General features: G+C 36.2%; 9 protein-coding genes and 2 pseudogenes. 6 read left to right on the top strand and 5 right to left on the bottom strand.

What is annotated here, in order from left to right:
* Window positions 1-1,289: 1,289 nt before the first annotated feature.
* Window positions 1,290-1,382: pseudogene (locus AC3WVZ_RS23680) on the top strand (iron-sulfur cluster assembly accessory protein); the annotation flags it as partial.
* Between the two features lie 238 nt (window positions 1,383-1,620).
* Here the strand turns inward: AC3WVZ_RS23680 and AC3WVZ_RS23675 are convergent.
* On the bottom strand, window positions 1,621-1,842 hold the full coding sequence (locus tag AC3WVZ_RS23675; protein WP_233935487.1) for a hypothetical protein: 222 nt from the start codon (window positions 1,840-1,842) through the stop codon (window positions 1,621-1,623).
* Window positions 1,843-2,126: 284 nt separating this feature from the next.
* On the opposite strand from AC3WVZ_RS23675, the pseudogene AC3WVZ_RS23670 reads away from it, so the two are divergent.
* Window positions 2,127-2,222 (top strand): annotated as a pseudogene (locus AC3WVZ_RS23670) (iron-sulfur cluster assembly accessory protein); the annotation flags it as partial.
* Between the two features lie 228 nt (window positions 2,223-2,450).
* On the top strand, window positions 2,451-2,804 hold the full coding sequence (locus AC3WVZ_RS23665) for a YxeA family protein (protein WP_233935485.1): 354 nt from the start codon (window positions 2,451-2,453) through the stop codon (window positions 2,802-2,804).
* A 29-nt stretch (window positions 2,805-2,833) separates the two neighbouring features.
* Here the strand turns inward: AC3WVZ_RS23665 and AC3WVZ_RS23660 are convergent, their stop codons facing one another.
* Window positions 2,834-3,295: a 2-thiouracil desulfurase family protein gene (locus AC3WVZ_RS23660; protein WP_233935483.1), complete on the bottom strand. Its 462-nt coding sequence runs from the start codon at window positions 3,293-3,295 to the stop codon at window positions 2,834-2,836.
* Window positions 3,296-3,375: 80 nt separating this feature from the next.
* On the opposite strand from AC3WVZ_RS23660, the gene AC3WVZ_RS23655 reads away from it, so the two are divergent.
* Complete coding sequence (locus AC3WVZ_RS23655) at window positions 3,376-4,263, top strand: helix-turn-helix domain-containing protein (RefSeq protein WP_233935481.1); 888 nt, start codon at window positions 3,376-3,378, stop codon at window positions 4,261-4,263.
* Between the two features lie 10 nt (window positions 4,264-4,273).
* Here AC3WVZ_RS23655 and AC3WVZ_RS23650 read toward each other — a convergent pair whose 3' ends face one another.
* Both AC3WVZ_RS23650 and AC3WVZ_RS23645 read right to left on the bottom strand, forming a co-directional pair.
* Window positions 4,274-5,521: an MFS transporter gene (locus AC3WVZ_RS23650; RefSeq protein ID WP_000391929.1), complete on the bottom strand. Its 1,248-nt coding sequence runs from the start codon at window positions 5,519-5,521 to the stop codon at window positions 4,274-4,276.
* A gap of 217 nt (window positions 5,522-5,738) precedes the next feature.
* Window positions 5,739-6,218: a GyrI-like domain-containing protein gene (locus tag AC3WVZ_RS23645; protein WP_063220583.1), complete on the bottom strand. Its 480-nt coding sequence runs from the start codon at window positions 6,216-6,218 to the stop codon at window positions 5,739-5,741.
* Window positions 6,219-6,655: 437 nt separating this feature from the next.
* Here AC3WVZ_RS23645 and AC3WVZ_RS23640 point away from each other — a divergent pair, with 437 nt between their 5' ends.
* Window positions 6,656-16,816, top strand: coding sequence for an isopeptide-forming domain-containing fimbrial protein (locus tag AC3WVZ_RS23640; RefSeq protein ID WP_233935479.1), 10,161 nt, complete (start codon window positions 6,656-6,658; stop codon window positions 16,814-16,816).
* Window positions 16,817-16,930: 114 nt separating this feature from the next.
* Here AC3WVZ_RS23640 and AC3WVZ_RS23635 read toward each other — a convergent pair whose 3' ends face one another.
* Window positions 16,931-17,920 (bottom strand): NAD(P)/FAD-dependent oxidoreductase, encoded by a 990-nt coding sequence (locus tag AC3WVZ_RS23635; RefSeq protein WP_000829785.1) that lies wholly within the window; start codon window positions 17,918-17,920, stop codon window positions 16,931-16,933.
* Window positions 17,921-18,381: 461 nt separating this feature from the next.
* On the opposite strand from AC3WVZ_RS23635, the gene AC3WVZ_RS23630 reads away from it, so the two are divergent.
* Entirely contained in the window at window positions 18,382-19,590 is a 1,209-nt protein-coding gene (locus tag AC3WVZ_RS23630) for an NAD(P)/FAD-dependent oxidoreductase (protein ID WP_000856612.1), read from the top strand.
* Window positions 19,591-19,663 lie beyond the last annotated feature (73 nt).

Below are 19,663 nucleotides of genomic sequence, written 5' to 3'. Positions count from 1 at the left end.
ACTTTCCTTGTAACTGGGCTCCTGGTTAAGTTATAATGTTGCTATAAGCATACTATAAGCATACTATAAGCATACTTTTGATAAAAAATTATTGCATGTAACCTTTATAATACATGATTTAATGCTTTGTTTTTAGGCTATAAAAGTTAACCTGGGGTTAACCTATCAGCTTAATTTTTTTAGGGTATGGGTTTCATAGTGAGAAACTTTTGATGGTAGATTATTTTTTACCTTCTGTGTTGCCTTAGAGGAAACTTTGAGCCAAATGTTCTCAAAATGAGGGCTTTGTAGACCAAATTAGTAAACTACAGGTTTATAAGTAATATTCTGCATTAAATGTGGAATACTATATAAAGAAAAAAGCCTCTCAGTGCTACCAACACTGAAGGCTTTAGATAAAATATTACTTCTTTTCTTTGCTCATGTTAATCATTCCCATAACAACCATGAGTAAAGAGCAAACTGCAGTAACGGTGATTGCATCCATTATGTATTCACCACCTTGCTAAGCCTATCGTACTACCAATACGGTGGGCTTTCTTCGTATACTCGTATTATAACCTATCTTGGTTATGGATTCCAAAAGTTATTTTCTATACAAAAAGATATACCTTGTGTCCCATTTTGAAACTATGGCTTACTATACTTCACATTAGGTGTAATGGGCAGCTATATAGGTTGCGCAAGGCTTGCAGCATACTTCAATATGTAAACGTAAAACGGGCGTATAAGGTGCAACAGGCACATAGCGAAGAGTAAAACTAAGGGTGTAGCGTAATTGCTACACTTTTTTTATTCAAAAGTGTATAGGAGAATTTTACATATAAATGTAAAATGAGAATTGGAGGGGAGATTGTTTATAAAGGGGACATGTAAATGAGAAACAGTTCAGAACCAAGGGTAATACGAGAGTATAAGAAAGGCGATAAAGTCATGCGTGTGATAAGAGCTACGGCCTATCGAGATGGGGGAGAAATATCATTTACTTGTGGTTTTAGGGACATGGAGCTCATCGCAACTTCCTCCACAGTAGCTCTAACAAAAGATGAACAAAAGCGAATAGTGATTACTGCGCGAATGAGTAAGTTGCTTAATTAATAAGAAGAAGTGAGAGCATATTAATGAGATATTGTTATGCTTATCAATGTTATAGAGTTTGGGTAGAATATAGATAATGAAGTACATCGTTAAGACTGTGTGATGTACACAACCTTATTGAACAGAAATGATCGTATTAAAGCATCTTAAATGCTTACTGCGTTTTGCTCTAACGCAAACTGACCGTATAATTCACAATCGATAATCCAAACGCAATCGCATCATGCGGATGTGGATCATCTTTCCGTACAGCGAGGAATGCTGGTAAGCCGGAAGAGTGCTAAGTTTTTTCATGCCGTTAGTTTAAGCGAAAATCGATTTGTGGCCTTGGCGGTTTATAAAATGCATTTGTAGGGATAACTGCATAACATCAATGAACAGACTTCTTAAATTCGGAGAGTCTGTTTTGGGTATAAAAAAGAGTCCCCTGTTAGCAGACTCTTTTTGTTATCATTGCCCATATAAGAAATTATAAAATATATTTCTTATGGATTTTTAAGGAGGTTAGAAATAGTTGTCTTACTAATCACCTTTGACCATGCCGAAGAGATTATGTATTACTTCTAAAAAAGCAACTGTAATACCAAAAGTTAGTAAAGGAATACCGATAAATTCATTGTAAATTATTTCAGATAAAGAATCTTTTGCTTCGAGTCCGGCCCAAGTTAGGGCTCCTATGATAGCATAACAAATAGCTTTAACGGCATACAATAAACGGTTTAATATATCAAATACAAGCAGCATGAAAACTCCCTCCTTCCATTATTAATACTAATAGATTGTGAAAGAAATTTCATTTTCCTTGTACGAAACTTTGGCTTTTTTGAAATTTTTACTGATAAAGTTCTTTATACACATCTTTAATGTATTAAAAATTGTAACAGTGTCACAGTTTGGGTATGATTAAATTAACGACATACATCATTAAGAATTTAAGCGATACTTAATTATATACATGAAAAACACTCCTTCTAAACTACTATACATATTGATGTAAAGGAGTTTTAGTTAGTTATAGCAGGAATGAAAAATTCACAATCGACAATCCAAACGCAATCGCATCATGCGGATGTGGATCATCTTTCCGTACAGCGACGAATGCTGGTAAGCCAGAAGAGTGCTAAGTTTTTAGCAGAAATAGAGAAAGACCTTTTTAGCGATGAAATAAAATCGTTAAGGAGGTCTTTTCTTTTGGCGTAAAAGTCCAATTGATAAGGGAATGACAGTCTCCAAAGTAAAGAAATAATTATTATCTTACAAAAGTGTAATGTTCATGTCATGTTTTTGAATTTCTTCTTTAAGCGCTGGGCTTTAAGATAAGAATATAAGAAAAAACATATGAGGTGAAGGAAATGAAAAGATACATTGCACTATTTAGTATTTTAGTTGTATTTGCAAGTTTGTTAGTTGGTTGTGATTTAAACCGTATGGGTAAAGATGAGTACTACGTTCAAATTACAGTAGATGGAAAAGAAGTTCATAGTAAAGCTGATAATGGTCAAAAATATAAAGATTATGAGTATAAGCTAACTGGCTTTGATAAAGACGGTAAAGAGAAAGAATTAGAATTCACAGCTCAAAAAAACTTACGTAAAGATGCATTCCTACGCGTATACCACTCAGATAAAAAAGGTGTTTCGGCTTGGGAAGAAGTAAAGAAAGATGAGCTTCCAGCGAAAGTAAAAGAAAAATTAAATGTGAAATAAGACAGATGAAAAGGAATTGACGAACAGGGTCAATTCCTTTTTATATTTTCAAAATCCTCTTCTGAAATGACTGTAAGTCCGTGTCTTTTGAATAAAGCAGTTGTTACCCCGTAACCAGTTTGTTTATTCCCGTTAAATTCTCCGGTGTAAATTGTAGAACTACCACAAGATGGACTACGCTCTTTCAAAATAATATATTCTGGGTGGAAATCTTTGATTTGTTCTAGCGCTTTATAAGCACCACTCACGAAAGACTCCGTGACATCTTCACCGTCTTTTGTCATCACTTTCGCTTTTCCGTCTAAAACGTCATCGCCATTCCCGCCAATAATTTCAGCTGAGGGGCGAGGGGTTGGCAATCCTCCTAATACTTCAGGACAAATGAGGACTGTATCTTCTTTTTGCAAAAGCTCCTCTATTTTTGAAACGAGATTGTCATTTCCATCATACCGACAAGCAATACCACCTAAACAAGCGCTAATTACAATCATATTTTCATCTCCATTAAAAAAATATTAAATAGCACGCCAAATTCCCTTCCTGCCTCTTACTTATAAATGAGGTGATAAAAATGGGAAGCTTATATAATTTAATGAAACCATATAGTGAATTTCAAAGTAAAGAAGAGTTTAATACATATCAAAAACAAGTTTTGAAATATTATCGATTTCAATTAAATAAAACGGATGCTACCATTATTCATTTTTTAGGAAAGTATGCGGTGAATGAGAAACAAAAAACAGTAGGGGTCGCTTGTCCGTTAATGGAGACGATTGCGACGAATGTTGGAAAGAGTATTCGTACAGTACGCCGCTCCATTGCAAAGTTAGAGGAACTAGGAATTATAAAGCGTGTTGCAACAAAAGAGAGACATAAGCGCGGCGGGTATAGTGCGAACTTATATGTATTTCTTACATCTGCGATTGACCGCATGGATGACCGTATGCAAATGTCCGCTTGTAAAAGTGAGGATAATGCAACTGGCTGTAGTAAAAATGAGCAAAAAAGCGCTGGGGAAACAATTCTTTCTAAAAACATTCCACAAATAAAAGAGAAAAGAAAAGGAACGTACGAGCTTGATGAGACGTATTGCCGTCATGATATACCGAAGCCTTTTATATATGCACTTCTGCCGATGACGAGTAATCCGAAGAAGATTAATATATTTTGGAGTAAGGTGGAACTTGCATATAAAAAGAGTGGATTACTAGAGCAAGGTGTTTTACTGGAGCAAATATTAGCTGATGAAGAAGTGTATGGGAATTTCATTTGGCGCGTGAAAAGTGTTGTGAGGGCGTATAAATACGGGGAAATCCGTAAAAATGTGAAGGCACTTTTATATAGTACAGTGCGGGATTTATTTTTAGAGATTGGATTAGAATGGGGAGCAGCTGTGAGAAGAAGTAAGGGGATACCGTTATTTGATCCTTTTAAAAAGGAGCCATGCGTAAATGCATGACTCCAAGTAGTTAATCAAACTTTCTTACAACTGGAACACGAATCGCTACAAAGAGTACGAAGACAATAACGGCGATTGCACCGCTTTTCATAACGGTTACGATTGGAATTCCTATTGCAAGCGCGATGGATGTGAATGCATAAGAAAGCGGGATAAAGCCCATTGATGATAGCATAAGCAAACTCATTACGCGCCCCATCATTTCTTCTTTTACTGTCGATTGAATCATCGCCATCAGTGGAACGATAGCCATTGCGATTGTAATACCGTAAAACATGCCAGCTAATAATGCTTGCCATAGTACGGTACTAAAGTTGATGGATAAGAAGAAGACACCAGACAGTAGCATCATGATAATGCAAAATAGACCGCGTCTACGATTAATATTTTTTAAACCGACAATGACCGCACCGATTGCCATTCCGCCGCCGACAGACGCTTCTAAGTAACTAAACTGGAGCGAATCACCATGCAGCACGTTTTTAACAAAAAGCGGGAAACCAACTTGCATCGGGCCGATTAAAAATAGATTTAAAAAAGCGCTACAAATAAGGAAAGTTGAAAGGAATGGCGATTCCTTTACATATAAGATTCCTTCTTTAATGGAAGTGAACATACCTTTATCTGTATCTTTTAGTTCTGGCATCGTAAATTGTATTTTTTGAACGAGTATGGCTGCGACAATCAGTAATAAAATTGTAATAGAAAATATTGTCTCGTAGTTTGTAAATTTGATCAGAATTCCGCCAAGTACAGGGCCTAAGATGACCGATGCTTGGTTCGTCATTTGTGTAAGTGAATTCGCTTGTGTTAACCGGCTTTTTTCTACCAATTCAGGTAAGATAGATCCATCTGCTGACCAGAAAAAAGCATCAGCAAGTCCAAAGAATAAAGCGAATAAAGCAAATGTATATAGTGTTACATCACCAACGATAAACCATGTGAGAATGGTTGCGACAAGAATCGCTCGAATAATATTGGAGTAAAACATAATATTTTTTTTCGGGAATTTATCAGCTACAGCGCCGCCGATAATCATAAAAATAAGCCTTGGAACACTAAGAGCTACGAAAACAACACCGAGTGAAGCTTCAAGGTTTAATGTTTTTGCTATGTACCACGTTTGTGAAAAAGTAAAAAAGGCTAAAGCAAAGCTTGAAAAAAGAGTAGCTGCCCAAAGAAAAAGGAAATTCGTATTTTTTAATAACGGTTTTCCGCTTCCTTCTAAAGCAGTTTTATTTTGTTGTAGTTCCTCCATATTGCTTCCTTTCTATGTGACAAATTTAAACTAAAAAACCAGTAAACGCCCGATTGGTGAGGGCTAATACTTAATGGGAGATGCCCCCACTGATTATAGTTTCACCTTATACAGTTTCTAATATTTCTATACTGCACTTTCTCATTGTAGACAATAATAATGAATTTGCCCAGTAGCTATTTAACGACAAAAAAAGATGCCGAATGGGCATCTTTTTTTAGGCTAACGCAATATAAATATCCAATTGTGCATGATTTGGGTCTAATGCTCTTTCGTCGTAAAGCTCGAAGTCTGTTGTGAAGGCACGTTTATTTTCTTTCGACCATTGCCAAATATATTCCCAAGCTTCGCAAACGACTTCAGCAACTGGTCCCTTTCTCGTTGTAAATACCGCATATGTAGCAGCAGGTATTGTTAAAGTTGTCATATTTTCAGGAACGTCTTCTAATGAAGAAACGGGCGTACCGATTGTGAATGTATATGTACCAGTTTCATCTGATTCGTAGTTTGAGTAGAAAGCAAATGTTGCTTTCGTTTTTTTGTTTGGGATGTGATGCATCATTTGTTCTTGGAAGTAGCGGTTCCAAAGCTCGGGGATTTTTCCTTTAGTAGATGCCTCTCTTCCGTTAGTCGTCGTAACTGAAACGCCGATTGCTTGGAAAGCTTCTTTTTTCATTATAATGGGCTCGTTAATCATGAAAATTCCTCCTTTAAAATAAGAACATTCGTTCCTGATTTTAATATAACATATTTTTATATGTGGAGTTTTTTTGAAAATTTTAATTATAAATAAAAATAAGTAAAAAATGGTAAAATTTCTATTTCGTGTACAAATAGATTTGGGAGTATGTTAAGATTTTTATGTATCCTTTAACTGTTATATAAACCTATACAATAGGGCATTTTTTACTATGTTAAAAAATGGTGAAGGTTTGTATAAGTGTCCGATATATATATGCTATTTTTGATAAATTAAAATAGTAATATTCTATGAGATTTATATTGTTGACATTGGGATTCAACAATACATTTTCGTAGGTCGGATTGTTGCGAGTGGATATATATTGCTATGTATACGGCTACGAAATTAAGTAGACGGATAGCAAGCATATAGAAAGGAGAAAGGTAAAAAATATGAAACAAGTATTGAAGTGTTTTAATGTCGTAACGATGATCACACTTCTCCTATCCATCATATTGCCTTCACCCAGTGCTTTTGCAGAGATAAATAAAAAAAGCTGGGATGAGTTACAAGGAAATGATGTGAAAATTAAGGCAGAGCAAGTAAATGCCGAAATATATAAGGGGGAAGTAGCTAAGAGGGAGCACGTATTTCAATATACGATTGAAAATACGGGAGATACACCAATTCAAGAATTGGTGCTTAAACAAAGTAATGAAAATCAAATTACGTTCCTCTCGCAATCTGTGAAAGTAAACGGAGAGAAGTTACCTGAAAATAAAGTAGCGGATTTCTATGTAGAAGAAAAAGATAAGGGAGGAAAACTTCTTTCTTCTAATCTTAAAATTCGAGATTTAAAATCACACGAAAAAATGACGGTGCTAATAAAGGCTAGCCGCACGCAGCATTTTAATAAAGAATACAAACAAAAGATTAGTGTGCAAAAAGGTCAAGTACAAATAGGAAACATGTCTGTAGATGTTGAGGGAATCCCTTCTGAAGAAAAGGTAGCAGCTAATGCCGATGAGGAGGCTGACAGTAGTAAGAAAGAAGTTGGCCCATCAGCTAATAATACAATTAAAAAAGTTGATGAAAAGCTAAAAGTATCTGTAGAAGATAAAAATAACCCTACATCAAAAACAGAACTACCAGAACAACCAGTAACCGAAGCTGAGAAACAGCCAGAAAAAGAGGCAGTAAAGCAGAGTGTTGCAGAAGTACAAGCTGCGTCAGAAAATGCTTCGAAGGTTCAAATCCAAACAGGAGATAAACAAGGATTTGGAGACCCGTTGTATTCTATAATTGCTCCTGGTAATTTAGTACAGACTGGTAATGTGACGCTTGGTTTGACAGATAATCATTATACTAGGCAAAGTGTTGGTGGCAAAACCAATAAAAAAGCTGTAGATGTTGATAATGATGATACTACATTTAATTCATCAACAGGTGCATTTCCTAACATTCCTGCTGGAAGTAAAGTGAAAAAGGCATATTTATTTTGGACAGCAGCTATGGGGACTCCAAGTGATGCAAGGACAGATTATAGAGTTAGCGATGAAGATGTAAGAGAACCCGTTAAAATGAAGATGGGAAATAAGCAATATGCTGAAATAAGTGCTGATAGTATACGAAAAGCGGATTATTTACCGTATATTGCAAATCACTATAGCAGTGGCGCAGGATATGTTGCATATGCTGACGTAACAAATGTGATTGCAAAACAAGGTATTTCTCAAACGGTGACAGTTGCGAATGTGCCACAAATTAAATTTGAAAAAGGCAGTGGTTACTACTGGGGCAACTGGAATCTTATATTAGTGTATGAAAACTATAAAGAAACAGTAAAAGATATGAAGATTTGGGAAGGTTTAGTTGCTCAAAAAAGTACAGCTTGGACAGACATTAGTGTTAATAAAATAAACACACCAAAAGAAGGCGCTTTTAAGGCGAAATTTAGTTATTTTTCATCGCAAGGTGATCCAGCTGATAACGATGGGTATGCCTATGATTATGGAGAGTATGATTTTGGATTAGGATATCAAAAGTTTAAAAATATTAAAGGTAAAGATAATGATGTTAATGACTCATCTATGACAGAAGTACAAGTAGACGGTACTAACGAGTTTGTTACAAAAAAATATCCAGGATATAACCCGGATTGGACAAATTCATTCAGTACTGACATTCATACGTATCATCTTGAAGGACCGACTCAAGTAAAGAATGATTTGAAAGAAGGAAAAATGCGTTTTAGAGCATATGCTGGTACTGGTGATATTTACGTATTAAACAACGCCACATTTGTTACAGAACATAATGCTCCAAACTTACAAGTTGATAAAAAGGCATTAGATAGTACCGGTAAAGAAATTAAGGAAATTAAAGCTGGGGAAGAGTTTACGTATCAAATTGAAGTGAAAAATGATACGAAAAATAATCAAGCGCCGGTATCGAATGTAAAAGGTTTTGATAAATTAGATGATCGTTTAGAGTATGTTCCGGGATCTATACAATATATTTCTGGAAGTAATAAAGGAAATAAAACAGATGATGCAAGCGATGATGAAGCAGAGTTTGTAAATAATCAAATTGATTTCCGTGTTGGTGAAGGTGCTAATGCTAAAGACGGCGGTGTTTTAAAGCCTGGTGAAAGTGCCATTATTACATTCAAAGTAAAAGTGAAAGCTTCTGTACAATCAGATACAACAGTAAAAAATATCGTTGTTGTAAAGGGACAAGATAGTACCGAGGTAAATTATGAAACTGCAGATGATGCAAATATTACGGTTACGACTCCAAAAGAGATCCCTGGAGAAATAGAAGCTAAAAAAATAGCATCTAATAAAACACCGAAATTAGGTGAAGAAGTAGAGTATCGTATTACATTTAAAAATAAGACAAAAGATGGACGTCTAGATGTATTGACGATTGAAGATGAATTACCAAGCAATCTTGAATACGTGAAAGATAGTTTGAAAGCAGAAGGTGCAAAACCAGAGCCAGTAGAGCTGAAGTTTGAAAATGGAAAAGTAATTGCAAAGTATCCAGAAATTATGGATATGGAAGAAAGAAGTATCGTTTTTAAAACAAAAGTAAAAGAAACTGCAAAAATTGGTGAAGAAATTGTTAATAAAGCAACCGTTAGTGATAAAACAAATCCACCAAAGAATCTAGAAGAGAAGATTACACCACAGCATAAGGCCGGTAAAATTGCTGCAAAGAAAAAAGCAACAAATAAGAAGCCAAAGCTAGGAGAAGAATTTGAATATCAAATTAGCTTCCAAAATACGGTGGAAAACGGAAAACTAGATGCAGTTACAATAGAAGATGAAATTCCAGCTAACTTAGAATTTGTTCAAGGCAGTGAGAGAGCTGAAGGTGCTGAACCAAATCCAGTAGAGTTAAAAGTAGAAAATGGTAAGGTAATCGCAAAATATCCAGAGATTACGGATACAAAAGAGCGAAGCATTGCCTTTAAAGTGAAAGTAAAAGAAGAGGCAAAAGCCGGAGAAACGATTGTTAATAAAGCGGTTGTGAGTGAGCCGAATGGACAAACTGAGCATCCAGAAGAAAAGATTACGCCGGATTATAAATACGGTAAAGTGGATGTTGAAAAAAGCGTAACGAATCAAACACCAAAACTAGGAGAAGAAGTAGAATACCGAATTAGCTTTAAGAACACGGTAGAAAACGGAAAACTAGAAAAGGTGCTAGTAGAAGATACACTACCTAAAGGTGTTGAATACGTGAAAGATAGTTTGAAAGCTGAAGGTATAAAACCAGAGCCAGTAGAACTAAAAGTGGAAGACGGCAAAGTAATGGCAAAGTATCCAGAAATTACGGATACAGAAAAAAGAAGTATTGTTTTTAAAGTGAAAGTAAAAGATTCGGCAAAAGTAGGGGAGGCAATCGTAAATAAAGCAATTGCAAAAGATCCGAAAAATGAGCCTGTTGAATCAAAGGTTGTTATTACACCGCAAAGTAAAAAAGGTGAAATTGCTGCTACAAAGGTAGTTAATAATAAGAAGCCAAAGTTAGGCGAAGAAATCGAGTACCGCATTAGTTTTCATAATACGGTTGAGAACGGAAAACTTGAAGAGGTGCGAGTGGAAGATACAATTCCAAAAGGTCTTGAATATGTAGAAAATAGCATCAAGGCCGAAGGAGAAGCACCTGGACCAGTAGAATTAGCTGTTGAAAATGGGATAGTCAAAGCTAAGTATATCGATATTATGGATATGAAAGAAAGAAGTATCGTCTTTAAAGTAAAGGTGAAGGAAGAAGCAAAAGTAGATAAAGAGATTGTCAATAAAGCAATTGTTGATGATACGAAAAATCCACCGATTGAGCCGGAGGAAAGAATTACTCCGCAACATAAGGATGGAATAATTGATTCGAAGAAGACAGTAGATAATCCATCACCAAAACTAGGAGAAGAAGTAGAATACCGAATTAGCTTTAAGAACACGGTAGAAAACGGAAAACTAGAAAAGGTAATAATAGAGGATACAATTCCTAACGGTTTAGAGTATGTAAAAGGCAGTGAAAAGGCTGAAGGTGATAAACCAGCTCCATTAAAGTTAAGTGTGAAAGATGGAAAAGTCATTGCTGAATACGAAAATATTACGGATATGAAAGAAAGAAGTATTGTCTTTAAGGTAAAGGTGAAGGAAGAAGCGGAAGTAGGTAAGGAAATCATCAATAAGGCAATTGTGGATGATATGAAACATCCGAAAGAACCAGAAGCAAAAATCACACCATTACACAAAGATGGAAAAATTAAAGCGAAGAAAAGCGTAAATAATGAAACACCGAAGTTAGGAGAAGAAGTAGAATACCGAATTAGTATGAAAAACACGGTTAAGTACGGAAAGCTAACAGACGTGATAATAGAGGATACTTTACCAGAAGGTTTAGAGTATGTAGAAAATAGTTTGAAAGCAGAAGGTGTCGGAACAGATTCAGTAGAGCTGAAATTTGAAAACGGTAAGGTAATGGCAAAATATCCAGAAATTATGGATACAGAAGAAAGAAGTATCGTTTTTAAAGTGAAAGTAAAAGAAGGAGTAACAGTCGGTAAAAAAATCATTAATAAAGCAACTATTGATGATTCGCAAAATAAGCCAGTTAATCCGACTGCGGAAATTATTCCTCAGTATAAAGATGGAAAACTTGAAGCGAAAAAGATGGTAAATAATGAAACGCCGAAGTTAGGAGAAGAAGTGGAATACCGAATCAGCTTTAAAAATACGGTAGAACATGGAAAGCTAACAGAGGTAAAGATAGAAGATGATTTACCAAATGGATTAGAGTATGTGCAAGATAGTGTAAAAGTAGAAGGTTCTAAGCCAGATCCAGTGGAATTGAAATTTGAAAACGGTAAGGTAATGGCAAAGTATCCTGAGATTACAGATACAAAAGAGAGAAGTATTACCTTTAAAGTGAAAGTAAAAGGTAAAGTGAGCGATTCAATTGTTAATGAAGCGATTGTGAGCGATACGAAACATCCGCCAGAAACACCGACAGCAGAAATTATTCCGCAACATAAAGACGGAAAAGTGAAAGCGAAGAAGACGGTAAATAATGAAACGCCGAAGTTAGGAGAAGAAGTAGAATACCGAATTAGTTTTAAAAACACGGTAGAAGACGGAAAACTAGCAGAGGTGAAAATAGAAGATACTTTACCAGAAGGTTTAGAGTACGTAGAAAACAGTGTGAAAGCAGAAGGTTCTAAGCCGGATCCAGTAGAATTGAAATTTGAAAATGGTAAGGTAATGGCGAAGTATCCAGAGATTACGGATACAGAAGAAAGAAGTATCACTTTTAAAGTGAAAGTAAAAGATGAAGTGAAAGTCGGTAAAAAAATCGTCAATAAAGCAATTATTGATGATACGAAAAATGAGCCAGAAACACCGACGGCAGAAATTACTCCACAGCATAAAGACGGAAAAGTGGAAGCGAAGAAAACGGTAAATAATGAAACACCGAAGTTAGGAGAAGAAGTGGAATACCGAATTAGCTTTAAAAATACGGTAGAAAACGGAAAGCTAGCAGAGGTGACAATAAAAGATGATTTACCAAATGGATTAGAGTATGTGAAAGATAGTTTACGAGCAGAAGGTTCTAAGCCAGATCCGGTAGAACTGAAAGTGAAAGATGGAAAAGTAATCGCAAAATATCCAGAAATTATGGATACAGAAGAAAGAAGTATCGTCTTTAAAGCGAAAGTAAAAGAAGAATTTAAGGTTGGTGAAGGCATTGTCAATAAAGTAGTTGTTGATGATACAAAAGATCCAACAACTTCAGAAGTAACAATTACGCCAGAATATAAAGACGGTAAGCTTAAAGCAGAGAAATTTGTAAACAATAAAAAACCGAAATTAGGAGAAGAAGTAGAATACCGAATTAGTTTTAAAAACACGGTAGAAAACGGAAAACTAGTAGAGGTTACAGTAGAAGATGAAATTCCAGCTGGATTAGAGTACGTGGAGAACAGTTTACAAGCAGAAGGTTCTAAACCAAGTCCGGTAGAATTGAAATTTGAAAACGGCAAGGTAATGGCAAAGTATTTAGAAATTGCGGATACAAAAGAAAGAAGTATTATTTTTAAAGTGAAAGTAAAAGAAGAGGCAGAAATAGGCAAGGAGATTGTTAATAAAGCAATCGTAGTAGATACAAAAAATGAGCCAGAAGAGCCTCGTGTGGAAATTACTCCGCAATATAAAGATGGTAAAATTGCTGCGCAGAAAGTAGCAAATAATCATAAACCGAAACTAGGAGAAGAAGTAGAATACCGAATTAGTTTTAAAAACACGGTAGAAAACGGAAAACTAGTAGAGGTAAATATAAAGGATACATTACCAAATGGTTTAGAGTATGTAGAAGGCAGCATCACAGCAGAAGGTTCTAAACCGAAACCAGTAGAGCTACAGGTGAAAAATAATAAGGTAATGGCAAAGTATCCAGAAATTACAGATACAGAGGAAAGAAGTATTGTCTTTAAAGCGAAGGTAAAAGAAAGCGTAAAAGTGGGAGAAGAAATCGTAAATGAGGCAATTATAGATGATACAAAGAATCTGCCAGAAGAGCCTTATGTACCGATTACACCACAATATAAAGATGGGAAAATTGAGGCAAGAAAAGAAGTAAGTAATCATGAACCGAAGTTAGGTGAGGAAATCGAATATCGAATTATTTTTAATAATACGGTGAAAGATGGAAAACTAGCAGAGGTAAAAATAGAAGATGAAATTCCAGCTGGATTAGAGTTTGTAGAAGGAAGCGAAAAGGCTGAAGGTGAAGAGCCAAAACCAGTGGAGCTGAAAGTAGAAAATGGTAAGGTAATGGCAAAGTATTCAGAGATTATGGATACGAAAGAAAGAAGTATCGTCTTTAAAGTGAAGGTGAAAGATTCAGTTGCAATAGGTAAAGACATCACAAATAAAGCGATTATCCATGTTGATGATCCGAACCATCCAGTAATTGATCCGACAGCAAAAATTACACCGCAATATAAAGACGGTAAAATTGCTACTCATAAAAAGGTGAATAATCATAAACCGAAGCTAGGGGAAGAAATCGAATACCGAATTTCATTTAATAATACGGTGAAAGATGGAAAACTGGCAGAGGTGAAAATTGAGGATGAAATTCCGTCTGGTTTAGAGTATGTGAAAGATAGTCTAAAAGCAGAAGGTGATAAGCCAGTACCAGTAGAGTTGAAAGAAGAAGCTGGTAAGGTTAGTGCGAAGTATGAAAATATCACTGACATGAAAGAAAGAAGCATTATCTTTAAAGTGAAGGTGAAAGATTCTGTTGAAGTGGACAAAGCAATTGTAAATAAAGCAATTGTTGATGATACAAAAAATCCACCAGAGCGACCAGAAGTAGAAATTACCCCGCAGCATAAAGACGGTAAAGTTAAAGCTGATAAAAAGGTAAATAAAAAAGATCCAAAGCTAGGAGAAGAAGTAGAGTACCGAATTAGTTTTAAAAATACGGTAGAAAATGGAAAACTAGCAGAAGTGAAAATTGAGGATCAATTACCAACTGGTTTAGAGTATGTGAAGGATAGTTTAAAATCAGAAGGTAATGAGCCAGCGCCAGTAGAGTTAAAAGAAGAAGCTGGGAAAATTACAGCGAAGTATGAAAATATTACTGATACAGCTGAGCGTAGTATTATCTTTAAAGTGAAAGTAACGGAAGTAGCAAAAGTCGGTAAGAAAATCGTGAATACGGCAATTGTGGATGATGACAATCCGAAGAATCCGCCGCAAAAACCAGAAGCGATTATTACGCCGGAGTATAAGGACGGAAAACTAAAAGCTGAGAAAACAGTAAATAATCCAGCTCCAAAATTAGGAGAAGAAGTAGAGTATCGAATTACTTTCCGTAACGTAGTAGAGCATGGAAAAGTAGCGAAGGTGAAGATTAAGGATGAATTACCAACTGGCTTAGAGTTTGTAGAAGGTAGTGAAAGAGCCGAGGGAGAGAATCCGAAACCGTTGTATGTGAAAGTGAAAAACGGAATCGTTCTTGCGGAATATCCAGAAATTACGGATATGAAAGAAAGAAGTATCGTCTTTAAAGTGAAAGTGAAAGAAAAAGCTAAAGTAGGCGAAGAGATTGTGAACAAGGCGATTGTGGAAGATACAATAAATCCACCAGAGCAACCGAATATCTCTATTCAGCCTCAATATAAAGATGGTGCATTACAAGCAGAAAAAACAGTAAGTAATCATGAACCAAAGTTAGGAGAAGAAGTAGAATATCGAATTAGCTTTGAAAATACGGTAGAGAACGGAAAACTAACTGAGGTAAAGGTAGAAGATGAAATTCCAGCCGGTTTAGAATATGTACAAGATAGTATAAAGTCTGATGGGCCGGAACCATATCCGGTGGAACTGAAAGTAGAGAATGGAAAAGTAACAGCAAAGTATCCAGAAATTACGGATACGAAAAAAAGAAGTATCATCTTTAAAGTGAGAGTACAAGAGACGGTACAAGTAGGAAAAGAGATTGTAAACAAGGCGATTGTTGATGATAATAATCCGACGACTCCGCCAGTTGAGTCACTTATACCAATCACACCGCAATATAAAGATGGGAAACTAGAGGCAAGGAAAGAAGTAAGTAATCATGGACCAAAGCTAGGGGAAGAAATTGAATATCGAATTACTTTTAACGGCACAGTAGATGGCGGGAAGTTAGTTGATGTAAAGATTGAAGATGAAATTCCGTCTGGTTTAGAGTATGTGAAAGATAGTCTGGAGGCCGTAGGTGATAAGCCTGTGCCTACAGAACTTAAAGTAGAGAATGGAAAAGTAACAGTGAAGTATCCAGAAATTACGGATACGAAAGAAAGAAGTGTCATCTTTAAAGTAAAGGTAAAAGAAACAGCAAAAGTTGGAGGAGAAATAACAAATAAAGCGATTATTGAAGTGGATGATCCGAAACATCCAGTTATAGAACCGACAGCGAAAATAAAGCCAGAATATAAAGATGGTAAGTTAACAGCAGCGAAGACAGTAAGTAATAAAGAGCCAAAGCTAGGAGAAGAAGTAGAATACCGAATTAGCTTCAAAAATACGGTGGAAAACGGAAAACTAGATGTAGTTACAATAGAAGATGAAATTCCAGCCGGTTTAGAATACGTGCAAGGTAGTATTAGATTTGAAGGGGCTGAGCCAAATCCAATAGAGTTAAAAATGGAGTTTGGAAAAGTAATCGCCAAGTATCTAGAAATTACAGATACGAAAGAACGTAGTATTATTTTTAACGCGAAGGTAAAAGAAGCGCCGAGTAAAGGGATAACAAATAAAGCAGTAGTGGACGATAAAATAAATCCGCCACTTGAGCCTACAGTTACAATTTTACCGAAAACAAAAGAAGATTTTAAGATACCAGAAGATCCGAAAGAACCGAAGGAGCCAGAAGTGAAACCAGAAGATCCGAAAGAGCCGAAGGAGCCAGAAGTGAAACCGGAGGATCCGAAAGAGCCGAAGGAGCCAGAAGTGAAACCGGAGGATCCGAAAGAACCGAAGGAACCAGAAGTGAAACCGGAAGATCCGAAAGAACCGAAGGAACCAGAAGTGAAACCGGAAGATCCGAAAGAACCGAAGGAGCCAGAAGTGAAACCGGAAGATCCGAAAGAACCGAAGGAGCCAGAAGTGAAACCGGAGGATCCGAAAGAACCGAAGGAGCCAGAAGTGAAACCAGAAGATCCGAAAGAACCGAAGGAGCCAGAAGTGAAACCAGAAGATCCGAAAGAGCCGAAGGAGCCAGAAGTGAAACCGGAGGATCCGAAAGAACCGAAGGAGCCAGAAGTGAAACCAGAAGATCCGAAAGAGCCGAAGGAGCCAGAAGTGAAACCAGAAGATCCGAAAGAACCGAAGGAGCCAGAAGTGAAACCGGAAGATCCGGAAGAACCGAAGGAGCCAGAAGTGAAACCGGAAGTAAGATTGGAAAAATTAATTAAAGAGCCGCAAGTAAAAACAGAAAGAGAATTACCGAAAACAGGGGCAGCGTCTCCATGGATGATGTCAGTTGGTGCTGGAATTTCATTCTTAGTTGGCGGAGTATTATTCGTATTAGGTAGAAGAAGAAAACAATAATTTTTTTAGACGAAAAGCACACTGAATTCGATAGTTTATCGAATTCAGTGTGCTTTCGTGGTATATAAAATAAAAGCTCCTTCCACGTATGGAAGGAGCTTTTATTTTTACATATTAAAACATGCTTGAGCTATGCATTGGTTGAAGTTTTGCATTTGGATCGAAGTAAGCTTTTGCATTGTTTACTGCTGTTGGTGCTTCACCGAAGCCGCAAGCAATGAGTTTTACTTTTCCTTCATATGTACAAATGTCACCAGCAGCGTAAATGCCAGGAATATTTGTTTCCATTTTTGAATTTACAAGGATGCTGTTTTTTTGTATATCTAAGCCCCAGTTTTTAATTGGGCCAAGAGAAGAAACGAAGCCATAGTTTACAATTACGTCATCAACATCGATGATAACTTTTTCTTCCGTTTTTACGTGCTGAAGAACGACTTGTTCAATTTTGTCATCACCAATGAGTTCAACTGGAACATACGGTGTACTTACTTCTGCACGAGAATTCATTAAGTTTTCGACGCTATGTTCATGCGCACGGAATTTATCGCGGCGATGAACGATTGTAACTTTTTCAGCGATCGGTTCTAACATCATTGTCCAATCAACAGCTGAATCGCCGCCGCCAAATACTACGACGCGCTTACCGGCAAATTTATTCATATCATCAACGAAATAATGTAAGTTTTTCTTTTCATACTTTGCTGTACCTTCTAATTCTAAGCGGCGTGGTTGGAAAGCACCATTGCCAGCAGTAATAATAACTGATTTAGAATAGTGAGTTTGCTTATTCGTAACAAGTTTAAATATACCGTCAGCTTGTTTCTCAAGCGTATCGACAGCTTCTTCTAAACAAACGGTTGGGTCAAATTTCTTCATTTGCTCTTTTAAGTTATCAACTAATTCTTGTGCGCGCACTTTTGGGAATCCAGCTACATCATAAATGTATTTTTCAGGGTAGAGTGCGGATAATTGTCCTCCAAGTTGAGGTAAGCTTTCAATGATTTTTACACTTGCTTGTCTCATACCGCCATAAAATGCTGTGAACAGCCCTGTTGGACCACCACCAATAATTGTTATGTCGTAAACTTTTTGATTTTCTGCCACTTTCATTCCCCCTATAGATGGAATTTTGATATTGATTTCATATATTGTTCATATGTACACGAAAATCCTGCAAATGATGACACTTTCAAATAAATGATAGCATATTTGAGTTCATAATACTTCTGAAAACGACTGAATTGTGTGTAAGTTTTCGCATAGGTTCTTTTTTATTGTATAAAATATACAGAAAGGAAAATACATGAAAAAAAGTCTAAAAAACCCTTGAAAACGCTATGTTATTTTAAAATATTGATAATTCTCCAGACGCTTGAATTCTGGAATAAAACCGACTAATATAGGGAAGTATTATGTTAAATTTCTATGACAAAATTCGTACGATTTTTTGACTGCGTTTTGTTATGATATAGAATGTGATAAATTCCACATTCTTGACAAATAGAGTTTTTAGTACTTGGTATTATTTCTCATTACTATTATATAAAGAAAAGGGTTGTGATTTGGTGAAGACTCCAAAAATCGTAGTTTTAGGTGCAGGTTATGGCGGGATGATTACGACTGTTCGTCTGCAAAAAGCATTATCTGTAAATGAAGCTGAAATTACGCTAGTAAACAACAACAGCTATCACTACCAAGCGACTTGGTTACACGAGAGCGCAGCTGGTACATTACAAGATGAAAAAATCTGTCTAGATATTCAAGACGTTATTGATACAAATAAAGTGAACTTTGTACAAGACACAGTAGTAGAAATTAAAGCTGCTGAAAAACGCATTATCTTAAAAGACGGCGAGTTAGAGTATGACTACTTAGTAATTGGTCTTGGTTTCGAATCAGAAACATTCGGAATTACAGGATTAAAAGAGCATGCATTCTCAATCGCTAACATTAATGCAACTCGTGAAATTCGTGAGCATATGGAAGCTAGTTTCTCTAAATATGCAACTGAACAACGCGATGAGTTAGTAACAATCGTTGTTGGTGGTGCTGGATTTACTGGTATCGAGTACGTAGGTGAGCTTGCAAACCGTGTTCCTGAACTTTGCAAAGAGTACAATGTACCACGTGAAAAAGCACGTATCATCTGTGTAGAAGCTGCTCCAACAGCACTTCCAGGTTTCGATCCAGCGTTAGTAGAATACGCTGTAAAACAACTTGAGAAAAAAGGTGTAGAATTCCGCATCGGTACAGCAATTAAAGAAGCAACTGAAGAAGGTATTATCGTTGCGAATGGCGATGACACTGAATTAATTAAGTCTGAAACAGTAGTTTGGGCTGCAGGTGTTCGTGGTAACGGTATTGTGGAAGAGTCTGGATTTGAAGCAATGCGCGGACGTGTAAAAGTTGATGAATACATGCATGCTCCAGGATACGAAGATGTATTTATGGTTGGTGACGCAGCGTTAATCATTAATGAAGAAATTAACCGTCCATACCCACCAACAGCACAAATTGCAATTCAACAAGGTTACAATATTGCACACAACTTAACTGTATTAGTTCGTGGTAAAGGTGAAATGAAAAAATTCGCATTTGATAATAAAGGATCTGTATGTTCTTTAGGTCATGACGATGCAATGGGCGTTGTTATGGGTAAAAAGTTAACAGGTTGGAAAGCTTCCTTCATGAAGAAAGTAATCGATAACCGTTACCTATTCTTATTAGGTGGACCTTTATTAGTTCTTAAAAAAGGTAAATTAAAGTTCTTTTAATATATAGTAGAAAAAGCAGAAACGGCTAAGAGCTGTTTCTGCTTTTTTCATATTAAAAATATAGTATAATATA

This window comes from Bacillus sp. CPT56D-587-MTF, from assembly GCF_058792335.1.
The sequence above is the reverse complement of the archived record's forward strand: the minus strand, read 5'-3'. Positions and strand labels throughout refer to the sequence as shown.